This window comes from Azospirillum endophyticum (genome assembly GCF_016595245.1).
In the GTDB taxonomy this organism is placed as follows: Bacteria; Pseudomonadota; Alphaproteobacteria; order Azospirillales; family Azospirillaceae; genus Azospirillum; species Azospirillum endophyticum.
The window spans coordinates 239,978-259,961 of sequence record NZ_JAENHM010000058.1 but is presented as its reverse complement, the minus strand read 5'-3'; the positions used below and the strand labels follow the sequence as shown (position 1 = coordinate 259,961).

Below are 19,984 nucleotides of genomic sequence, written 5' to 3'. Positions count from 1 at the left end.
CAGCGTCGCCCTTCCGCTCGTCAGCTTGCGTTCGGCAACTCTCCCGGCAGCTCCCCGGGGCGCCACAGCCACGCGGCGCCGCGCACGCCACTGGAATCGCCGTGGCGGGCGCGGCGCACCGGCGTGTCCAGCCGGTCGCTGAAGGCCCAGGGCTGCATCGCCGCCGGCAGCCGCTGGTAGAGCAGTTCCGCGTTCGACAATCCGCCGCCCAGCACGATGACGTCGGGATCCAGCAGGTTGGCGACGGCGGCCAGACCGCGGGCGAGCCGGCCGACCAGCCGGTCCGCCGTCGCCCGGCATCCGGCGTCGCCCGACGGATCGGCGGCGCGGGCCAGGATCGTCGCGGCGTCCAGCCTCTCGCCGGTGTTCGCGAGATGGTCCGCGGCGACCGCCGGCCCGGACACGAAGGTCTCCAGGCAGCCATACCTGCCGCAATAGCAGGAGGGTCCCGGCCGCTCCGCGTCGGTCGGCCAGGGCAGCGGATTGTGTCCCCATTCACCGGCGATGGCGTTGCGTCCGCCCAGCACCCGGCCATGCACGACGATGCCGGCGCCGCAGCCGGTGCCGAGGATCGCCGCGAACACCACGCCGCATCCGGCCCCGGCGCCGTCGGTCGCCTCGGACACCGCCAGGCAGTTGGCGTCGTTCTCGATCCGCACCGGCCGGGCGAGCGCCTGCGTCAGGTCGCGCGTGAAGTCGCGTCCGTTCAGCCAGGTGGAGTTGGCGTTCTTGACCAGTCCGGTCGCCGGCGAGATGGCGCCCGGTATGCCGAGCCCGACCGTCGCCTTTCCACCGGCGGGGATTGCGCCCTCCAACCGGTCGACCAGAGCGCGGATCGTCGCCACGGTACCGCCATAATCACCTTTCGGCGTAGGAACTCTGTGGCGCGCCAACTGGTTTCCCTGTCGGTCGAGCAGGATGCCCTCGGTCTTGGTGCCGCCCAGATCGATGCCGATGCGGTGCCCGCTCGCGTAGCCTGTTGCGGCTTCTGTTCCGGCCCCCGTGCCGGCCGACTGCGATCCGGTGGCTGCCATGCCCTGTCACCTGTCCGATTGCCTGGGACCCATCCATAGCGTCGCCGGACCAGCGCCGTCCAGCGGCGGGAGCGGCGACTGCCCGAAGGGACATGACCCTGTCGCGGACCGGTGTCCGGAGAGTCGTTGCTCCCCCGCTGCGGTGATGGGACAAAACGCAAGCAGCGGGCAAATCCCATTGACCCGTCACGGCGTTCGGGTAGAAGGTCGCCGACTGTCGGGCGACGCCGATCCCCGCCCGAACCCGTCCTGTCGTACCGCGCCACCGGAGCCCCTGATGAGTCGCCAGCGCGCCGCCCTCCGCCTTTCCCTGAAAGCCCTGACCGGCGCCGCCGTCCTCGGCGCGCTGTTCGCCCTGCCGGTGCCCGCCAGCGCCGCCGCCAAGGAGGCTGCGAAGCCGCCGGCGAAGACGGCCGCCGCGAAGGCCCGCCCGGCCAAGTCGAGCGGCCCGGCCACGCCCGCCTGCTACAACCATGCTGAGCATGCGGCCGAGCAGTTGATGCGCATGCACACCGAGATGATGGTGGTCGGCCTGACCTGCCGCACGGTGATGCCGGACAAGAAGCCCTTCGACCTCTACCAGGACTTCTCGGTCAAGAACCGCACCCTGCTGTCCAGCTCGGAAGCGTCGCTGATCGCCTTCTACAAGCGGTCGGGCGCCGGCGGCAACGCCACGCGCCAGTTCGACATGTTCCGGACCGAACTGGCGAACGAGATCAGCCGCCGCGCCGCCACCATCGGCATCCCGCAATATTGCGCCAACTTCGTCGACCGCTCGGCCGCCGCCAAGGACCTGACGGCCGACGACCTGCGGACCCTGACGAGCGACGAGAAGGGCGCCGGCCTGATGCATCTGGCCAGCCGTCCGCTCTGCGACGTCAAGGTGGTCAGCAATCCGGACCCCGTTATCGCCGTCGCGTCGGCCGCTCCGGCCGCTACGCCGAAGGCCACGACCGCCAAGGCGAAGCCGGCCAAGGCTCCGGCCAAGCCGAAGCAGAAGGTCGCCGCCGTCCCGGCCAAGCAGTCCGTCGCCGTCCGCTGACGCTTCCGCTCTCCAGCGTCCACCCAACGAAACGCCCCGCCGGCAACCCCGGCGGGGCGTTTCGTTTTTCGCGCCCCGGTTTGGTCGCCTTGGGTTGTCCCGGCCGATCACGCATGCGGACAACACAAATCTGTCTTGCAAAAATCCGTCAGGCTGGTACTACCGAAAAGGTCAGGAGAGGCGCTTGCACGACGGCCCGGCCGGATCGCGGGAGCCTCCTTCGAACAGGAAAAATCATGGTCCGTCAGGCCAATAGACGGAAATCCCGATGATACGGCATTCCGTTTGGTGAATGGACGGGCTGCACCAGACAGAGTGCACCAGACAGGGGGGCTGCTGTTGCGAGACCGGTGTGCCGAGTGTGCCCGTGCCGCCGCACCCTGCCTTTGCGCCGTGCTGAAGGTGGGATGAGGACATGGACTATTTTCTTCAGCAATTGATCAACGGCTTGTCGCTCGGTGCGATCTACGGCCTGATCGCGATCGGCTACACGATGGTGTACGGCATCATCGGCATGATCAACTTCGCCCATGGCGAGATCTACATGATCGGCGCCTTCGTCGCGCTGATCACCTTCCTGGCCATCGGCGCGCTCGGCATCACCTGGGTGCCGCTGGCTCTGCTGATCATGCTGGTCGCCTCCATGCTGTTCACCAGCGTCTATGGCTGGACGGTGGAACGCATCGCCTACCGGCCGCTGCGCTCCTCCCCCCGCCTGGCGCCGCTGATCTCCGCCATCGGCATGTCGATCTTCCTGCAGAATTACATCCAGATCCTCCAGGGCGCCCGCTCCAAGCCGCTGCAGCCCATCCTCCCCGGCAACCTCACCCTGATGGACGGCGCCGTCTCCGTCAGCTACGTGCGCCTCGCCACCATCGTCATCACGCTCGTCCTGATGGTCGGCTTCACCATCCTGATCAACCGCACCTCGCTCGGCCGCGCCCAACGCGCCTGCGAGCAGGACAAGAAGATGGCGGGCCTGCTCGGCGTCAACGTCGACCGCGTCATCTCGCTGACCTTCGTCATGGGCGCAGCACTCGCCGCCGTCGCCGGCATGATGGTGCTGCTGATCTACGGCGTCATCGACTTCTACATCGGCTTCCTCGCCGGGGTGAAGAGCTTCACCGCCGCCGTGCTCGGCGGCGTCGGCTCGCTGCCCGGCGCCATGCTCGGCGGCGTGGTCATCGGCCTGATCGAGGCCTTCTGGTCGGGCTATGTCGGCTCCGAATGGAAGGATGTCGCCACCTTCTCCATCCTCGTCCTCGTCCTGATCTTCCGGCCCACCGGCCTGCTCGGCCGGCCCGAGATCGAGAAGGTGTAAGCGCCATGACCAGCCACTCCAACACCCTCTCTGCCGGGAGCGCCAAGACGCGCGGCGTCGATTGGGCCGCCACCATCAAGGACGCCGGCCTCGCCGCCTTCGTCGCCTTGCTGCTGACCGTGCCGCTGGTGGGCCTGCGCACCGTCGACCGCCCCACCGGGCTCGGCATCGAGGCCCGGCCGGAGGAGGTCATCGCCTCCCTCGTCCTCGTCTTCCTCGGCCGCCTCGGCCTCGGGCTGATCCGCCAGGGCCTGGCCCTGCCAGTGCTGGTCGTCGCGCTGGTCTGCGCCGGCGTCGGGCTGGTGCTGCCGATGCCGACCCAGGTGCTGCGCCTGGTGCTGGTGCTGGGCGGCGGCGTCATCGCGCTGCGCGCCGCCATGACGGTCGCCACCGGCCGCTCCAAGCTCAGCCAGGCCGACCGCGACAAGCGGATGGACCGCGTCGCCGCCAAGGTGCAGCACGCCAGCCGCTACATCGGCCCGGTCGCCGTGGTCTTCGCCGCCATCCTGCCGCTGACCCCGCTGGCCGACCGCATGCTGCTGGACATCGGCATCCTGCTGCTGACCTACATCATGCTGGGCTGGGGGCTGAACATCGTCGTCGGCCTCGCCGGCCTGCTCGACCTCGGCTATGTCGCCTTCTACGCCGTCGGCGCCTACAGCTACGCCCTGCTCGCCCATTACTTCGGGCTGAGCTTCTGGCTCTGCCTGCCGCTGGCGGGGCTGCTTGCCGCCTGCTCGGGCGTGCTGCTGGGCTTCCCGGTGCTGCGGCTGCGCGGCGACTATTTCGCCATCGTGACGCTCGGCTTCGGCGAGATCATCCGCATCATCCTGGTCAACTGGTACCAGTTCACCGGCGGCCCGAATGGCATCTCCGGCATCCCGCGGCCGAGCTTCTTCGGCATCGCCGACTTCTCCCGCAGCCCGGCCGACGGCATGCCGGCCTTCCACGAGATGTTCGGGCTGGAATTCTCGCCGCTCNCCGCATCATCCTGGTCAACTGGTACCAGTTCACCGGCGGCCCGAATGGCATCTCCGGCATCCCGCGGCCGAGCTTCTTCGGCATCGCCGACTTCTCCCGCAGCCCGGCCGACGGCATGGCCGCCTTCCACGAGATGTTCGGGCTGGAATTCTCGCCGCTCCACCGCATCATCTTCCTCTACTACCTCATCCTGGCCCTGGCGCTGGTGGTGAACCTGTTCACGCTCAGGGTGCGCAAGCTGCCGCTGGGCCGGGCCTGGGAGGCGCTGCGCGAGGACGACATCGCCTGCGCGTCCTTGGGCATCAACCGCACCAACATGAAGCTGGCGGCCTTCGCGATCGCCGCGATGTTCGGCGGCTTCGCCGGGTCCTTCTTCGCCACGCGCCAGGGCTTCATCAGCCCGGAGAGCTTCACCTTCATCGAGTCGGCGATCATCCTGGCCATCGTGGTGCTGGGCGGCATGGGCAGCCAGATCGGCGTGGTGGTCGCCACCCTGCTGGTGATCGGCCTGCCCGAGGCGTTCCGCGAGCTGGCCGACTACCGCATGCTGGCGTTCGGCGCCGGCATGGTGGTGATCATGCTGTGGCGTCCACGCGGCCTGCTGGCCCACCGCGACCCGACCATCCTCCTGCATGGCGGCAAGAAGCCCGCCGCGGGAGCCGCGAAATGAGCGCCGCGATGAATACCGACAAGCCTTTGCTGAGCGTCGAACACCTGACCATGCGCTTCGGCGGTCTGGTGGCGAACAACGACGTGTCCTTCGAGGCGCGGGCGGGCGAGATCACCGCGCTGATCGGCCCGAACGGCGCCGGCAAGACGACGCTGTTCAACTGCGTCACCGGCTTCTACACGCCCACCGTGGGGCGGCTGACGCTGCGCCACCCGGAGGGCAAGGAGTTCCTGCTGGAGCGGATGCCGGGCTACCGCATCGCCCAGCTGGCCGGCGTGGCGCGCACCTTCCAGAACATCCGGCTGTTCGGCGGCATGAGCGTGCTGGAGAACCTGATCGTCGCCCAGCACAACAAGCTGATGCGGGCGTCGGGCTTCGCCATCGCCGGCTTGCTCGGCCTGCCCGGCTTCCGCAAGGCCGAGCATGAGGCGGTGGAGCTGGCGAAATACTGGCTGGACCGGGTGCGGCTGACCGAGTTCGCCGACTGGGGGGCCGGCAATCTGCCCTATGGCGCCCAGCGCCGGCTGGAGATCGCCCGCGCCATGTGCACCGAGCCGGTGCTGCTGTGCCTGGACGAGCCGGCGGCCGGGCTGAACCCGCGCGAGTCGGGGGAGCTGGCCGAGATCCTGACCTTCATCCGCGACGTGCAGACGCCGCAGGGCCACCGCACCGGGGTGCTGCTGATCGAGCATGACATGAGCGTGGTGATGCGCATTTCCGACCATGTGGTGGTGCTGGACTATGGCCGGAAGATCTCCGACGGCGATCCGCAGCATGTGAAGAACGACCCGGCGGTGATCCGCGCCTATCTCGGCGAGGACGAGGACGAAGCCTTGCCGCCGGAGGTCGCCGCCGACCTCAACCTCGCCCAGAAGGGAGCCTGAGCCATGCTGAAGGTATCGGGCGTCCACACCTTCTACGGCGCCATCGAGGCGCTGAAGGGGATCGACATCGAGATCGGCGCCGGCGAGATCGTGTCGCTGATCGGCGCCAACGGGGCGGGCAAGTCGACGCTGCTGATGACGATCTGCGGCAGCCCGCGGGCGCGCCAGGGCCGGGTGTTCTTCGAGGGCGAGGACATCACCGACCTCCCCACCCACGAGATCGTGCGGCGCGGCATCGCGCAAAGCCCGGAAGGCCGTCGCATCTTCCCGCGGATGACGGTGCTGGAGAATTTGCAGATGGGCTCGATCGTCGCCCAGCCCGGCAGCTTCGAGCGCGAGCTTGAGCGGGTGCTGACGCTGTTCCCGCGTCTGAAGGAGCGCATCAACCAGCGCGCCGGGACGATGTCGGGCGGCGAGCAGCAGATGCTGGCGATCGGCCGGGCGCTGATGAGCCAGCCGCGCCTGCTGCTGCTGGACGAGCCGTCGCTGGGCCTGGCGCCGCTGATCGTGAAGCAGATCTTCCAGGTGATCCGGGAGATCAACCGGGAGCAGAAGATGACGGTGTTCATGGTCGAGCAGAACGCCTTCCACGCGCTGAAGCTGGCGCACCGGGCGTATGTGATGGTGACGGGGAAGATCACGATGACGGGGACGGGGGCGCAGCTGCTGGCCGACCCGGAGGTGCGGTCTGCGTACTTGGAAGGGGGACACTGAGATGGAGACGATCCTGGGGTCTTCGCTTCCGGTGTTCGTGTTCCTGACGGTGCTGGTGTTCGGCGGCTGCGGCGTGCTGACCGGGCAGACGCTGGCGGAGGGCTGGAAGCCGGTGTCCAGCGTGGCGGCCTACTCGCTGCTGCTGGGGGCGGGCGACCGCTTCCTGGCCTGGGGCCTGTTCGGCGAGCAGCTGCTGTCGGTGTGGGGCTTCATCGTCCACACCCTGGTGATCGGGCTGATCACCTTCACCGCCCACCGCATCGCCATCGCCCGCCGCATGGTCAACCAGTACCCGTGGCTCTACGAGCGCGCCGGCCCCTTCGCCTGGCGCGACCGCAGCGGAGCCGGAGTCGGCGAATAAGACAACAGGAATAGGCCGTACAGCTGATTGGTGCCCGCGAAACTGTCGCACACTGCGCCACTTGGGGTATGGTAATCTGGAAACCGCCGGAGGGGACCCGGCGGCAAGGCCCGCAAGGGCCGGGGGTATGTTGCAACAGGGACCACTCACAGAACAGGGAAGCACACCCATGAAATTCAAGCTGTCCCTTCTCGCCGCCATCGCGGCGACCGCGCTCTCCGCCACGGCCGCCAAGGCCGACATCTCGGTGGCCACCGCCGGTCCGATCACCGGCCAGTACGCCACCTTCGGCGAGCAGATGAAGAAGGGCATGGAACAGGCCGTCGCGGACATCAACGCCGCCGGCGGTGTCCTGGGCCAGAAGCTGAAGCTGGAAGTCGGCGACGACGCCTGCGATCCCAAGCAGGCCGTCGCCGTGGCCAACCAGCTGGCCAAGGCCGGTGTGAAGTTCGTGGCCGGCCACTTCTGCTCGGGCTCGTCGATCCCGGCCAGCCAGGTCTATGCCGAGGAAGGCATGCTGCAGATCTCCCCGGCTTCGACCAACCCGAAGCTGACCGAGCAGGGCCTGAAGAACGTCTTCCGCGTCTGCGGCCGTGACGACCAGCAGGGCCTGATCGCCGGCAAGTACCTGCTGGAGAAGTACAAGGGCAAGAACATCGCCATCCTGCACGACAAGTCGGCCTACGGTAAGGGCCTGGCCGACGAGACGCAGAAGGCGCTGAACGGCGGCGGCCAGAAGGAAGCCATCTACGAAGCCTACACGGCCGGTGAGAAGGACTATTCCGCCCTGGTGTCGAAGCTGAAGCAGGCGAACGTCGACGTCGTCTATGTCGGCGGCTACCACACCGAGGCCGGCCTGCTCGCCCGCCAGATGAAGGACCAGGGCATGAAGGCCCCGATCGTGTCGGGCGACGCGCTGGTGACCAACGAGTACTGGGCCATCACCGGCGACGCCGGCGAGGACACCATGATGACCTTCGGCCCGGATCCGCGCGAGAAGCCGGACGCCAAGGCGGTCGTCGAGAAGTTCCGCAAGGCCGGATACGAGCCGGAAGGCTACACCCTGTACACCTATGCCGCGCTCCAGATCTGGGCCAACGCGGTGAAGCAGGCGAACTCGACCGACGCGGCCAAGGTCGCCGATGTGATGCGCAAGGGCAGCTACGAGACCGTCATCGGCAAGATCGGTTTCGACGCCAAGGGCGACGTCACCAGCCCGGCCTATGTCTGGTACAAGTGGCACAACGGCCAGTATGCCGAAGTGAAGTAAGCGAAACGCATCTGCGCTCCGCGAAAGGGGGCCGGCACGCTGTGCCGGCCCTTTTTCAATGGGGTTTGAAAATCCGTTCGCGGGCTGGCCCGGTTTCCGGCGGTGCCGCTATTGGCTTGCCGGAAACCGGGTCAGGGAATAGGTCGGGGAACATGCGCGACCTTGTGCAGAGTTCCGGTCGGTTGCGCTGCGGCAATCGTCGAGGCGGAGAGCCCGGCCGGCAGACGCCGGCCGGACCGTTCGCTCAGCAACCGTTCGGAGGTGCGCATCACATCCCGCCAGAAGGCGGCGGCGCGGGTGTGATTGGCGGCCGTGAGTTCGACAAGACGAACACGGCTCATTCGAATCGCGGTCTCGCCCAGTTCATCAACCAGGCGGGTCGCGAAGACAAGCACGTCGAGATCGGTGTTCATGACCTCTATGAACCCACAGCGAGGGCCATTGTTCCAGCTTGAAACCGCAGTGCGGCAAAGGGTCATCGGGGGTGCCCCCGTCGTGCCGCGTCGCAGCATAGCGAATGCAGCATCGGTAAAGGGTCACCGAACGGACACTCGCCACGGCAGGGGTGTTTTGTGCTTCAATGGCGCCCTTCGCGGCGGCCGTGACGGCCGCCGGTACGGGATGGGTTTTGGAGAACGAAAATGCGCAGGAAGCGCGAGGTGGTTGAGGGACAGATTTATCGCAAGCTGTCCCCCAGCGGCGGCTATTGGGAAGTAATCGCCATCCGCAAGGACGGCATGGGCACCCAGCATGCCCAGATGAAGCGCACCGACGATCCGAAGACGTTGAAGACCTTGTCGGTGACGACCCTGCTCGATCCCCATGAGTTCGAGATCGTCACCGAGTGAGCTTGGTCAGGCCGACGCCGGGGCGCCGGTCCGGCGGTACAGGTCGACGACCGGTTCCCTTGCCGGCCCCCTTGCCGGCTCCCCGGCCGGCATTCCGGGAACTCGGCTGGGGATCCGTTCCAGCCGTCCCTTGCGGATGAGGTGGTTGAGGTGCGCCACCGCCTCTCCCACGGCGAAGAGCAGCTGTTGCGGATCGAGCGGGCGCGGGAACAATGCCCGCGTCACCGCCGCCGCGGTCCGGGGTTCCGCACACAGGGCTTCGATTTCCGCCAGCCGCTCCGCATGGTGGAAAGCCAAATCCCGGGCGCGGGGGTGCAGGCCGCGGAAGGGCCGGCCGTGGGAGGGCAGAACCAGCGTGTCCGCCGGCAGGAGGGCCCAGCCTTCCAGACTGTCGAGATAGTCGGCGAGCGGATCGGCAGCCGGCTCCGTCGGCCAGACGCTGATGTTCGGGCTGATCCGTGGCAGGATCTGGTCGCCGGAAATCAGCAGGTCCGGACCATTCTCATCGGCCGGACGGTGGAGGCTGACCGGTTCCACCGTGTGGCCGCTGCCGCCGATCACCGTCCAGTGGCGGTCGCCCACCGGCAGCCGGTCGCCTGCCCGCAGGCGGGTCAGCGTCGCCGGCACGCCGGGTACGGCGCGGCTGTAGGCTCCCTTGCGGGCGAGCAGCGCGGCCAACGCATCCGGTTCGAGCCCGCAGCGGCGATAGAAGCGCTCGGCGACCGCCTCGGTGGCGTCGCCGCCGCCGGCCGTTAAAGTGCGGGCGACCAGCCATTCGGTCAGAGAGGTGGCGAAATCGGCCCCGGTCCGCTCCACCAGCCAGGCGGCGGCGCCGATATGGTCGGGGTGGAAATGGGTGACCACCACCCGTTCCACCGGCCGTCCGCCCAGCGCATCGCGCAGCAACGCTTCCCAGACCGTGAGGCTGCGCGGATCGCCCAGCCCGCAGTCGACCAGCGTCCAGCCGGCCGCTCCGCCGTCCAGCGCCCAGACATTGATATGGTCGAGCTGGAAGGGAAGGGACAGCCTGATCCACAGCACGCCGGGAGCCACCTCCTGCCAGCTGCCGGGCTCCGGTGTGGTGCAGAAGGGGTAATCAACCGAGTCGTCCGGGGTAGAAGGCATCGGGGTGTGTGTCCAACTCATTGTTATCGTGTGAGAAAATGCCTTCGGCGTCCCTGAGGCAAAACTGCAACAGGATACATGGGCTTGCGCGCCCGGGATTGGAAGCCGTGGCGGCGGATTCCATTGTCGGGGCTGGAGCCCGTTCTGGCGCGCAAACCGCCGCAGGCCGGGATGTCCCGATCCGCCAACGCCGTCAACCATGGGAACAAGAACATGACGATGCGTGGGATTTTGCTGGGCACGGCACTGGCCGTCGCCATTCCTTCACTGGCCGCTCCGGCCGTCGCCTTCGCCGGTACGGAAGGCTTCTACGTCGGCGCGGGGGCCGGCGTGAACTGGACCGAGGATGCCGACCTCAGCAGCTATCCGGCCCCGGGCCTGGGCTTGAAGGAAGAGTTCAAGATCGGCGGCATCGGCGACTTGTCGGTCGGCTACGCCACCGCCATGGGCCTGCGCGCCGAGCTGGAGGCCGCCTGGCGTTGGCGCAACAGCATCGACAGCACCAGCAGCGCCACCCCCGGCTCGAACGGTCTGGGCGGCAGGACGAGTTCGATCGCCTTCATGGGCAACCTGCTGTACGACATCGACATCGGCCTGCCGATCACCCCCTATATCGGCGCCGGCGCCGGTATCGCCGGCGTGAAGCAGTCGCTGAACGGCGCCAGCGACCGCGACTGGGTCTTCGCCTATCAAGGCATCGTCGGTGCGTCCTATGCGATCAACGACAATGTGGCGCTGACGTTGGACTACCGTTACTTCGCCACCGTCGATCCGGAGTTCGAGCTGGGTCCGGTCACCTCGAAGGGCGAGTACCGCAACCACACCATCCTGGCCGGCCTGCGCTACACCTTCGGCGGACCGTCGCGCGCCACGCCGGTCGCCGCGCCCGCCCCGGCCGCTCCGCCGATGGTCGCCCAGCCGCAGGGCGAGTACCAGGTGTTCTTCGACTGGGACAAGTCGGCGATCACGCCGAATTCCGACAAGATCATCGCCGATGCCGCGGACGGCGCCAGCCGGGCCCGCGCCGTCCGCATCCAGGTGATCGGCCACACCGACACCTCCGGCGCGCCGTCCTACAACCAGCGCCTCTCGCTCCGCCGGGCCGAGGCGGTGCGCCAAGCGCTGGTCAGGCACGGCACGCCGGCCAACATCATCTCGATCGAAGGCGTCGGCGAGAACCAGCTGATGGTCCCGACCGGTCCGAACGTGCGCGAGCCGTCGAACCGCCGCGCCCAGATCATGATCAAGATCTCCTGACGATCATCGGCCGAACGGTCCGGCATCTCCCGGATGGCCGTCGCCGGGGGAGGGGCAGGTGCCTCTCCCTTGGCGACGGCCCGTGACCCTTCCGGCCCGGCGTGCGAAGGAGGTAGCGCGGACCGTTGCGTCAGCGTATGACGGTAAGGTACGCAGGCATCTTGGGTCCGAGACGTTACATGCAGGTTCTGATCGCCGACGATCATTCCATCGTCCGCAGCGGCTTGACCCATCTGGTGGGCGAACTGGACGAACAGGCCACCGTGGTGGCCGCCACCAGCTTCAGCCAGTTGAACGCCATCCTCGACACGTCTGTGCAAGACGGGGCCGTGCGAGACGAGGGGACCGCGTTCGACCTCATCATAATGGATTTGCGCATGCCCGGGCTCGGCGGGCTGGACGATGTCGAAGCGCTGGTCAAGCGCGTGGCGCCGGTTCCGGTCGCCATCTTCTCGATGATCGAGTCGCCGGACGAGATGCGCGCGGTGCTGTCGCGCGGTGTCCGTGCCTTCATCCCGAAATCGACCGACGACGTGCTGGTGGTGAACATCCTGCGGCTGGTGATGGCCGGTGGGTCCTATGTGCCGCCGGTGCTCGGCATGCCCGGGGCGCCGGCCCCCGCCGCCGGCGCGACCGCGCGGGGCGGGGCGCCCGGCATCTTCGACGGGCTGACCCGCCGCCAGCTGGAGGTGCTGGACCTGCTGGCCCAGGGCCTGTCCAACCAGGAGATCGGCGAGCGGCTGGGGCTCAACCTGTCCACCGTGAAGACCCACGTCACCGGCGTCCTGAAGGCGCTGGGGGTCGGCAGCCGCACCCAGGCGGTCCTGCTGGTCAAGGAAACCGGGCGCGACCGGCTGGTGTGACCGGCCGGCGCCATGACTGGTGGAGTTATGGCGGACGCGTCTACAGAATGGCGTTCAGCAGCGATCCGCGGCCGCCATAGCTGCCGCCGGATCCGCCCAGCAGCATCGAGGCCGGGTTGAGCGAGGCGCTGCCGGCTCCGAGGATCGAGGCCAGACCCTGGAGCTTGGTGTTGCCGCCGAAGGGGTTGTCGCCCTTGGCCGGCTGCTTGGCGACGGTGTCGTAGTCCTTGCTGTAGTTTCCCATGCGCAGCTGGACGCCGTAACTCTTGGCATCCTTGACCGGGACGTCCTTGTCGCGGGCGACGCGCAGGGTGTAGTCGCCCTTGTCCAGCGTCATCTGGCCGGATTTCAGCTTCTGGAAGGCGTCGTAGCTGGCGCCGGCATCCTTGTTGCTGTCGGCGATGATCTTGCCGCCGCGGTCCATCAGCTGCAGCCGGACGCCGGCGTCGCCGACCGTTCCCAGCGTCACGGCGCCGGAGGTGGTGACGTTGAACTTGTAGAAGTCGGCCGGGTCGTTGGAAGCCAGGGAACTGAAGACGTTCAGCCGGCTGGTGTCCTTGACCAGCGTGCCGATGCTGGTGGCGAAGGGGGCGGCGTTCATCGCCGACTTGTTGACGTTCTGCTCGTATTCCTGGACCTTGCCGGTCGCGCCGCCATTGCCCGCCGCCTGCTGCTGCACGCGCTTGACCGCGGCATCGATCGACTGCTGCAGGCTTTGGGCCATGCTGCCGACATCGGAGTAACTGGACAGGCCGACCATGACGCGCTCCTCTCGTTCCGCATTCCCGTCAAGGAACGCGATCGAGACGTTTGCAGGATGCGGGCCAGAAGCGTTCCGTTGGTGAATAAAGGCTTTACAGGTGGGGAAGAGCTGCCGGGCGGCAGCTTTGGCCCTGCCGTTCCGCATCGAACGGCAGGAATTTCCCATTGCGGCCGCGCCGATGGGCTGATTACGTCCCCGGCACGACCCGTTGCAGGGCGAGCGTCGCCGGGAAGCACAGGGCGGCCAGCAGCACCGCCCAGCCGGTGGCGCCGGCCGCGGCGACCAGCACCGCGTCGTACAGCGCGATGGCGGCGATCAGCAGTCCGACCGCCTTCGGCACGTCGCCCGGCGAGCGGCGGAACAGGCGGAATAGCGCCACCGCCACCGCGCCCAGCAAGACCAGCCACAGCACGAGCCCGGCCAAGTCGCCGCCGCGCAGCCACAAGGTGGCGGCCAGCGTGCCGAGCAGCGGCAGGGCGAGCACCGCCAGCGGCCAGGCGCGCTCCAGCCGGTCGTAGGCCTCCTGCTTGGCTGCATAGGTCAGCCCGACGACATGGGCGAACAGCCCGCCGGCCCCGAGCACCAGCGCCAGCCCGGCCGGGGCGCCGGCCATCGCGGCTGCGGTGGAATAGGCGAAGAAGCGGCAGGCGCCCATGATCGCCGGGGCCAGCGCCGTCCGCTTGTGGACCACGTCGTAGAGCAGGATCGCCGCCCCCAGCGCCGCGCCGTTCATCGCACCGGCCGGGCCGCTGCGCGCCGCCAGCGCCACCCCCAGCGCCAGCAGCGCGAAGCCGGCGACGAACACGGCGATGCGGGAGGCGTCGCCGCTCGGAATCGGCCGGCCCGGTCGTTCCCGCGCATCGACGGCGGCGTCGAAGGCATCGTTCAGATACATGCCGCCGACATAGAACAGAGCCAGCGCCACCGACGTTTCCAGCAGCGGCCCCAGCAGCGGCCCGCCCGACATGCCGACCCCGGTCAGCGTGAGCCCGGCCAGCGCGTCGCTGACCATTGTCGGCAGGTTGGACACGCGTCCCAGCACCAGCGCGGCCCGCGGCCGGATCAGCCAAGCCGTTGAAGCACCCATCGCAATTCCTTTTCGATACCCTCGGTGACGTCGATGCCGCCCATCTCCCGCGGCAGGACCGACCAGGTGTAGGTCTCCACCTCCAGATGGGGGGTGAAGGGCCGGTTGCGATGGAGGAACAGCAGCCGCTCCAGCGAATCGGCGGTGGAAGCCAGCGGCGCCGCCGGATCGGCGAAGAGCGGGACATGGACGTGGATGCGCCATTCCTCACCGTCCGCGGCCGCGCCGCGCGCCAGCGCCTGCGGCAGGTCGAGCGAAGGCAGCACCGCGCCGTCGGTGCCGCGCGCCATCGTCTGGTGCAGATAGACGCCGTCCTGGAAGGCCGCCGCCCGCCGCCGCGCATCGGCGTCCAGCCGCGGAATGCGCAGGGCGGCGCTGACCTGCATCTTGTGGATCGGGATGCCGGCCGCGGCCAGCGCGGCGAGGGTCGCCTCCGGCTCCTCGAACATCACCGCCATGTGGCAGGCGTCGAGGCAGAGGCCGAGATGGCGGGGCAGGGCATCCGCAGCCTCGCCGGCGCCGAGCCCGGTCAGCGCCGCCAGCCGCCGGGCCGCCGCCGGGGTGAACAGGTGGCTGCCGAAGAAGGCGACGGCGTCGGCTGTGGTCTCCAGCAGGCAGAAGGGTTCCGGCTCGAGCGCCAGGGCGACGCGGCGGCCGGTCTCCCGCTCCAGCCGGACCAGCCCGGCGGCGGCGCGCAGCAGCCCGTCGGCCACCGCGGCCTCCCGCCCGCGCGTCCGCGGGGCGAAGCCGCCGGGCACGGTGCTGATCGTCGCCACCGCTCCCCTAGCCTCTGCCCCCGTCTTCTCCCAAGCCGGCACCAGGGCCGCCATGATGGCCGCGAGATCCAGCGTATAAGCCAGCCGCTCCGGCGTGGTCCAGTCCGGTTCGTAGACCGCCTCCTTCACCGGCACGCCATGGAAGGGGCCGTAGGGGAAGCCGTTCATGGTGTAGGCGGCAAAGCCTTCGTCGCGGAAGAGCGCGGCCAGCTGTGCCGCCGCCTCCGGCCGGGCTGCCGCCTCCGCCGACAGGCGCAGGCCGACGGCGAAGGGAGCGTCCGGGCAGAGCCGGCGCTTGATCGTCCGCACCGGTCCCAGCAGGGCGGCGCGCACCTCCGCCAGGGTCTGGGTCGGATGGACGTTCAGGCAGTAGCCGAGCGTCCCGCGCCCGCCGGGCAACCTCATCGGTTCCGCTCCCGCATCAGCCCTGCTCCCGCAGGGCGAGCCAGCCGATGGCGCGTTCGACCAATGCCGGGTCCATCTCGTTCACCTCCACGCCGTGGCCGATGCCGGCCAGCAGGGTGATGGTCAGCCGGCCGCCGAGATGCTCGCGGAACTCTTCCAGCCCGGCCAGCACCAGCGGCCGGCCGTCCTCGCCCCGGCGCGCCAGGGCCGGATGCCACAGGCGGAATCCCAGATGCTCCAGCAGCACGGCGACGCGCAGATCCTCGCCCTCCGGCAGCAGGCCGGCCAGCACCGAATAGCGGGTGTCGAGCGCGACGCCGATCGCCACCGCCTCGCCGTGGCGCAGGTGGTTGCGGGTCAGCGTCTCCAGCTTGTGGGCCGACCAGTGGCCGAAATCGAGCGGACGGGCGCTGCCCTGCTCGAACGGGTCGCCGCCTTCGGCGATCTGACGCATGTGCAGCTCGGCGCAGCGGCGGATCAGATGCTCCACCGCCGGGATCTCGAACAGGGCGAGCGCGTCGGCGGAGCGCTCCAGCCAGTCGAAGAAGGCGCCGTCGCGGATCAGCGCCACCTTGACCGCTTCCGCCATGCCGGCCAGCCGGTCGCGTGGCGGCAGCGTGTCGAGGAAGGCCGAGTCGTTCACCACGGCCCAGGGTGGGGCGAAGGTGCCGATCTGGTTCTTGGCGCCGTTGCGGTTGATCGCGCTCTTCACCCCGACGCCCGAATCATTCTGGGCCAGCACCGTGGTCGGCACCCGCACCAGCCGCACCCCGCGATGGGCGGTGGAGGCGGCGAGCCCGACCGCGTCGAGGAAGGCGCCGCCGCCGACCGCCACCACGTAGGAGTGGCGGTCGATGCCGGCGCCCAGGATGACGTCGTGCATCTGCCCGATCAGCGCCGGATCGTTCTTCACCGCCTCGCCCCCCGGCAGGACGACGGGCGCGCGCACCAGGGGCGGCAGATCGTCGCGCCCGGCGAAATGGGCGGAGATGGCGGCAGGGAGTTCCGGATGGCCCGACAGCACGCCCAGGTCGACGAAGGCGACGCAGCGCGGACGCGGCGCGCCGTCCCCCATCGCGGGGCCTTCCATCACCGAGGCGAGGGCGCCGTTGGCGGGATCGAAGGCGTCGCGGGTGAAGGCGACGGCATAGTCGAAGGCGACGGTGAAGCGCTGGCGGTGGATTTGCCCGCTGTCGGGCCTGCTCCCGGCATCCGCCGGGGGCGTGGTCGGAATGGGCATCTGCATATGCTCCGCCTTGCCGTGGATGGTGTTGCCATTCCATTTCCGCGATATTCTGACGGGAAATGCGCCTTATGGGACGATGGACTCTAGCGGTGCATCCTGGCGGTCGCAATAAATCTGTTCAAATCATATTGTCTTTGATACAGACTATTGCCTGCGCGGCAGCAGTAAGAGTGCAGCCGTAGGGCAATGGAAGACTGAATATCTGCGTATGCAGCATGAACAATGCGGCAGCGAACAAGCACGTATACTCTGTTTTCATCCTGTAATGACTGAAACGAATTGATTCATACGCCGCGCTCTTGCGCGCCGGCATGGAGGAGCGTCCGCATGTCCTATCTGACCGGGCCTCGGCTGGCCTTTACGGGCAAATTCATCGCCGACGTCTCGACGGTGAACAACCACGACTACGCGTACAAGGAAGACAAGCGCTACACGGCGGAGGATTACGCCAGCTGGAAGATCGGTTACTGGAATCCCTACGGGACCGGGGTGTGGCGGCTGACGGACTGCCGGGTCACCGGGGCGGTGACGGCGGACGGCCGGCCGGTCTCGGGTGATCCGGTGATCGGCATGGCGGTGACCGACGCCAACGATCGCCCGCCGGCCAAGATGGTCGACCTCGATACCGACCAGCAGATGGTCTCGGCGATCTGGGGCCTGCTGGTGCGGCTGACCGGGACGGACGGGGTGGAGCTGCTGCGCGGCGATTTCGACGTCGCATCCTTCACCGACCTGTGGGCGCGCAACTGGTCGCCCGGCAAGAGCTTCGAGCACCCGCCGCATCCGCCGGCCTATTTCGGCGCCAGCTTCCAGTCGGTTCTGCGGGAGCTGGCGTGGGGCGACGTCTCCGCCTCCGCCTTCCTGACCGTGCTGAAGGAGGCGGCGGCCGACGGGCTGCTGTCGATCAAGTTCAACGTCACCGGCTACAACGCCGGCTACGGCGTCAACCCGCCGGACAACATCCGCTACCTTCCCAACCCGCCGGACTTCACCACCGGCGTGCTGACCGGCAGCATCGGCGTCGCCCGCAAGGACGAGCCGCGCTTCTTCGCGCTCGGCCGCCGCATCCAGCCGGTGATCAGCGACGGCAATGCCGGCGGCCCGGTGCCCTTCTCTTACGCCAGCGCCGCGGTCGACGACGCGGCCAAACGGCTGAGCATCGACCTCGGCAATTCCATTCCGTTCAAGGAATGGCGCGGCGCGATGGTCGATGCGCCACTGCAGGTCGGCTATTTCGGCGATGCCCAGAGCTTCGTCAAGCTGGCGGACGTGACGCCGGGCAATGCGTGGTACGAGACCACGGCCGGCATCGTCGACGTCGCGCTGACCGACGACCAGCTCGCCGCCGTCGGCTCCAGCCCGCTGGCGGTCTATTCGCCCGCCCTGAAGACGATCCTCGGTCAGGAATCCCCCGACGGCCGGGTGGTGAAGGCCGACGAGTTCGTCTTCCGCATGAGCCCCGGCGACGAGGCGCCGGTCACGCTGTGGGCGACGAAGTTCGGCAAGCCGCTGGTGGGGGCGCAGATCGCGGTGGCGCTCGACCCGACCGGGCTGTCGGGCTATGGCGGCTCGCCGGCGGTCGGGGTGCCGGAGAACGCGCTGACCTTTCCCGGCACGCTGACCACCGATGCGAACGGCAGGGCGGAGCTGGTGCTGACCGGCGGCGACCCCGGCGAGCCGCGCAAGGCCGACGACATCGACGGCCAGGTCTACGGCGTCCGGCCGGCCTTCGCCGACGCCACGCCGCTGTCCTACTACGATGCCTACGACTTCATCAGCGTCCTGCTGTGGAGCCCTTATGCGGTGCCCGAAGCGCCGATCTGGGAGCAGGACATCGAGCCGATCCTGTTCCAGTACGCCAACCTCTACCCGGTGATGCTGCCGGTGCTGGACATGGCCGACTATGACAGTGTCCGCAAGCATCTCTATTCGCTGCAGACCGCCATGTCGCTGCCGGTCGAGGATCCGAACTACATGCCGGTCGTGCGCGACCTGTCGCCGGCCAAGCGAGAGGCGGTCCTGAAATGGGCGGCCGACCCGGTCCGCGGCGAGGGGAAGGCGCCCCTGCCGCCGCGGCCGACGGCGGTCTCGCCGGAAGTGCAGGAGGCGCTGAGCTGGCTGGCCACCAAGCCGATCAGGCCGCCTTTCCTGCGCAAATGACGCACCATCCCCGATTCCGCCCCCGATTCCGCCCGATGGAGCCCATGCCATGACCACCGATGCCAGCCAGGCGGAGGCCGTCGCGGTGCCGGTCGCCGGCACCAAGGCGACCGACATCGCCAAGCCCGCCTCCAACACCCTGTTCGTGAGGGCCAAGCGGCCGGTCACGATCGAGGATGTCCGCTACAACCTCCAGCTCGCGGTCGAGCTGGAGCATGCGACCCTGCCGGTCTATCTCCAGGCCGCCTATTCGCTGGACGACGCCAAGAACGGCGTCATCGCCGACATGATCATCGGCGTGGCGATGCAGGAGATGGAGCATTTCTGCCAAGCCGCCAACATCCTGGTCGCCGTCGGCGGCCATCCGGCCATCGACGCCCCGAAATTCGTGCCCAGCTATCCCGGCGGCCTGCCCAAGGAGATCGGGACCCAGCCCGGCCAGGCCGAGTTCGTCGTGCATCTGCGTCCCTTCTCCAAGGACCAGATCAAGAGCTGCTTCATGGTGATCGAGGAGCCGGCCGACCCGGTCGACATCAAGGATACCGGGCTGCTGAGGGCGGCCTCCGACATCGAGGACAACTACCGCACCATCGGCGAATTCTACGAGGACATCGCCAAGGCGCTGGCCGGCCTGGGCGACGGCGTCTTCTCCGGCAAGCCGGACGGGCAGGTCTACGGCATGTTCGGCATCAAGCCGATCCTCGGCCTCGCCGACGCGCAGGCCGCCATCGAGCGGATCATCGTCGAGGGCGAGGGCACGCCGACCGAGCCGACCGAGGACGGCACCGGCGACATGGCCCACTATTACACCTATTACGAGATCTACAAGGGCCGGAAGATCGCCAAGCAGGGGGATGACTGGGTCTTCACCGACGAGACCATCCCCTTCGACCCGACCGGCGTCGCCGACATTCCCGACGACCCCAGGCAGGAAGACTACGCCCCCGGTTCGGCGGCGGCGATCCAGTCGCAATCCTTCAACACCTATTACTCGAACCTGCTGAAGGCGCTGCACCTGTCGTTCAACGGCAATCCCGACAAGATCAACGACGCCATCGCCCTGATGTTCGATCTGAAGATCCAGGCGAAGAGCCTGATGCAGACGCCGCTGGACGACGGGTCGGGCAAGTGCGCGGCGCCGACCTGGCAATATGTCCCCTGACCCTGTTTCGACGCA

Annotated in this window: 18 protein-coding genes and 2 pseudogenes; 13 read left to right on the top strand and 7 right to left on the bottom strand. The window is 68.4% G+C overall.

Going from position 1 to position 19,984, the window contains the following annotated elements; genetic code table 11:
• Positions 1–20: 20 nt before the first annotated feature.
• Positions 21–1,034 (bottom strand): ROK family protein, encoded by a 1,014-nt coding sequence (locus JHL17_RS19600; RefSeq protein WP_247893667.1) that lies wholly within the window; start codon positions 1,032–1,034, stop codon positions 21–23.
• A gap of 277 nt (positions 1,035–1,311) precedes the next feature.
• On the opposite strand from JHL17_RS19600, the gene JHL17_RS19595 reads away from it, so the two are divergent.
• From JHL17_RS19595 to JHL17_RS19560, 8 genes and pseudogenes are all read left to right on the top strand, one after another.
• Positions 1,312–2,076 (top strand): hypothetical protein, encoded by a 765-nt coding sequence (locus tag JHL17_RS19595; RefSeq protein WP_247893666.1) that lies wholly within the window; start codon positions 1,312–1,314, stop codon positions 2,074–2,076.
• 415 nt (positions 2,077–2,491) lie between these two features.
• Positions 2,492–3,397: an ABC transporter permease subunit gene (locus JHL17_RS19590; protein ID WP_045585061.1), complete on the top strand. Its 906-nt coding sequence runs from the start codon at positions 2,492–2,494 to the stop codon at positions 3,395–3,397.
• A gap of 5 nt (positions 3,398–3,402) precedes the next feature.
• Positions 3,403–4,302, top strand: a pseudogene (locus JHL17_RS19585) (ABC transporter permease subunit); the annotation flags it as partial.
• Between the two features lie 74 nt (positions 4,303–4,376).
• Positions 4,377–5,048: pseudogene (locus JHL17_RS19580) on the top strand (ABC transporter permease subunit); the annotation flags it as partial.
• Positions 5,045–5,932, top strand: coding sequence for an ABC transporter ATP-binding protein (locus JHL17_RS19575; RefSeq protein ID WP_247893665.1), 888 nt, complete (start codon positions 5,045–5,047; stop codon positions 5,930–5,932). The pseudogene JHL17_RS19580 and the gene JHL17_RS19575, both read left to right, overlap by 4 nt.
• Positions 5,933–5,935: 3 nt before the next feature.
• Positions 5,936–6,646, top strand: coding sequence for an ABC transporter ATP-binding protein (locus JHL17_RS19570; RefSeq protein ID WP_200195596.1), 711 nt, complete (start codon positions 5,936–5,938; stop codon positions 6,644–6,646).
• 1 nt (position 6,647) lies between these two features.
• Entirely contained in the window at positions 6,648–7,007 is a 360-nt protein-coding gene (locus JHL17_RS19565; RefSeq protein ID WP_200195594.1) for a DUF6867 family protein, read from the top strand.
• A 169-nt stretch (positions 7,008–7,176) separates the two neighbouring features.
• Positions 7,177–8,277: a branched-chain amino acid ABC transporter substrate-binding protein gene (locus tag JHL17_RS19560; RefSeq protein ID WP_200195592.1), complete on the top strand. Its 1,101-nt coding sequence runs from the start codon at positions 7,177–7,179 to the stop codon at positions 8,275–8,277.
• 131 nt (positions 8,278–8,408) lie between these two features.
• Here the strand turns inward: JHL17_RS19560 and JHL17_RS19555 are convergent, their stop codons facing one another.
• Positions 8,409–8,690 (bottom strand): hypothetical protein, encoded by a 282-nt coding sequence (locus JHL17_RS19555; protein ID WP_200195590.1) that lies wholly within the window; start codon positions 8,688–8,690, stop codon positions 8,409–8,411.
• 228 nt (positions 8,691–8,918) lie between these two features.
• Here JHL17_RS19555 and JHL17_RS19550 point away from each other — a divergent pair, with 228 nt between their 5' ends.
• The gene (locus JHL17_RS19550) at positions 8,919–9,125 is read left to right on the top strand and encodes a hypothetical protein (RefSeq protein WP_098735275.1); all 207 of its coding nucleotides are present in this window, start codon (positions 8,919–8,921) and stop codon (positions 9,123–9,125) included.
• Between the two features lie 6 nt (positions 9,126–9,131).
• Here JHL17_RS19550 and JHL17_RS19545 read toward each other — a convergent pair whose 3' ends face one another.
• Positions 9,132–10,250, bottom strand: coding sequence for an MBL fold metallo-hydrolase (locus JHL17_RS19545; RefSeq protein WP_200195588.1), 1,119 nt, complete (start codon positions 10,248–10,250; stop codon positions 9,132–9,134).
• A 213-nt stretch (positions 10,251–10,463) separates the two neighbouring features.
• On the opposite strand from JHL17_RS19545, the gene JHL17_RS19540 reads away from it, so the two are divergent.
• Together JHL17_RS19540 and JHL17_RS19535 are read left to right on the top strand one after the other, a co-directional pair.
• The gene (locus JHL17_RS19540) at positions 10,464–11,507 is read left to right on the top strand and encodes an OmpA family protein (RefSeq protein ID WP_200195586.1); all 1,044 of its coding nucleotides are present in this window, start codon (positions 10,464–10,466) and stop codon (positions 11,505–11,507) included.
• A gap of 179 nt (positions 11,508–11,686) precedes the next feature.
• The gene (locus tag JHL17_RS19535; protein ID WP_200195585.1) at positions 11,687–12,370 is read left to right on the top strand and encodes a response regulator transcription factor; all 684 of its coding nucleotides are present in this window, start codon (positions 11,687–11,689) and stop codon (positions 12,368–12,370) included.
• Positions 12,371–12,410: 40 nt separating this feature from the next.
• Here the strand turns inward: JHL17_RS19535 and JHL17_RS19530 are convergent, their stop codons facing one another.
• The 4 genes from JHL17_RS19530 to JHL17_RS19515 all read right to left on the bottom strand — a co-directional run bounded on the left by JHL17_RS19530 (position 12,411) and on the right by JHL17_RS19515 (position 16,641).
• Positions 12,411–13,130, bottom strand: coding sequence for a hypothetical protein (locus JHL17_RS19530; RefSeq protein ID WP_200195583.1), 720 nt, complete (start codon positions 13,128–13,130; stop codon positions 12,411–12,413).
• A gap of 190 nt (positions 13,131–13,320) precedes the next feature.
• Positions 13,321–14,220, bottom strand: coding sequence for a UbiA family prenyltransferase (locus tag JHL17_RS19525; protein WP_200195581.1), 900 nt, complete (start codon positions 14,218–14,220; stop codon positions 13,321–13,323).
• Positions 14,196–15,401, bottom strand: coding sequence for a metabolite traffic protein EboE (eboE, locus tag JHL17_RS19520; protein WP_200195579.1), 1,206 nt, complete (start codon positions 15,399–15,401; stop codon positions 14,196–14,198). Before eboE ends, JHL17_RS19525 begins: the two co-directional genes overlap by 25 nt.
• A gap of 16 nt (positions 15,402–15,417) precedes the next feature.
• Positions 15,418–16,641: a 3-dehydroquinate synthase gene (locus JHL17_RS19515; protein ID WP_200195577.1), complete on the bottom strand. Its 1,224-nt coding sequence runs from the start codon at positions 16,639–16,641 to the stop codon at positions 15,418–15,420.
• A gap of 333 nt (positions 16,642–16,974) precedes the next feature.
• On the opposite strand from JHL17_RS19515, the gene JHL17_RS19510 reads away from it, so the two are divergent.
• Together JHL17_RS19510 and JHL17_RS19505 are read left to right on the top strand one after the other, a co-directional pair.
• A complete protein-coding gene (locus JHL17_RS19510) occupies positions 16,975–18,807 on the top strand; it encodes a hypothetical protein (RefSeq protein WP_200195575.1) in 1,833 nt (610 codons plus the stop codon).
• Positions 18,808–18,856: 49 nt separating this feature from the next.
• Entirely contained in the window at positions 18,857–19,969 is a 1,113-nt protein-coding gene (locus JHL17_RS19505; protein WP_200195573.1) for a ferritin-like domain-containing protein, read from the top strand.
• The last annotated feature ends 15 nt before the right edge of the window (positions 19,970–19,984 follow it).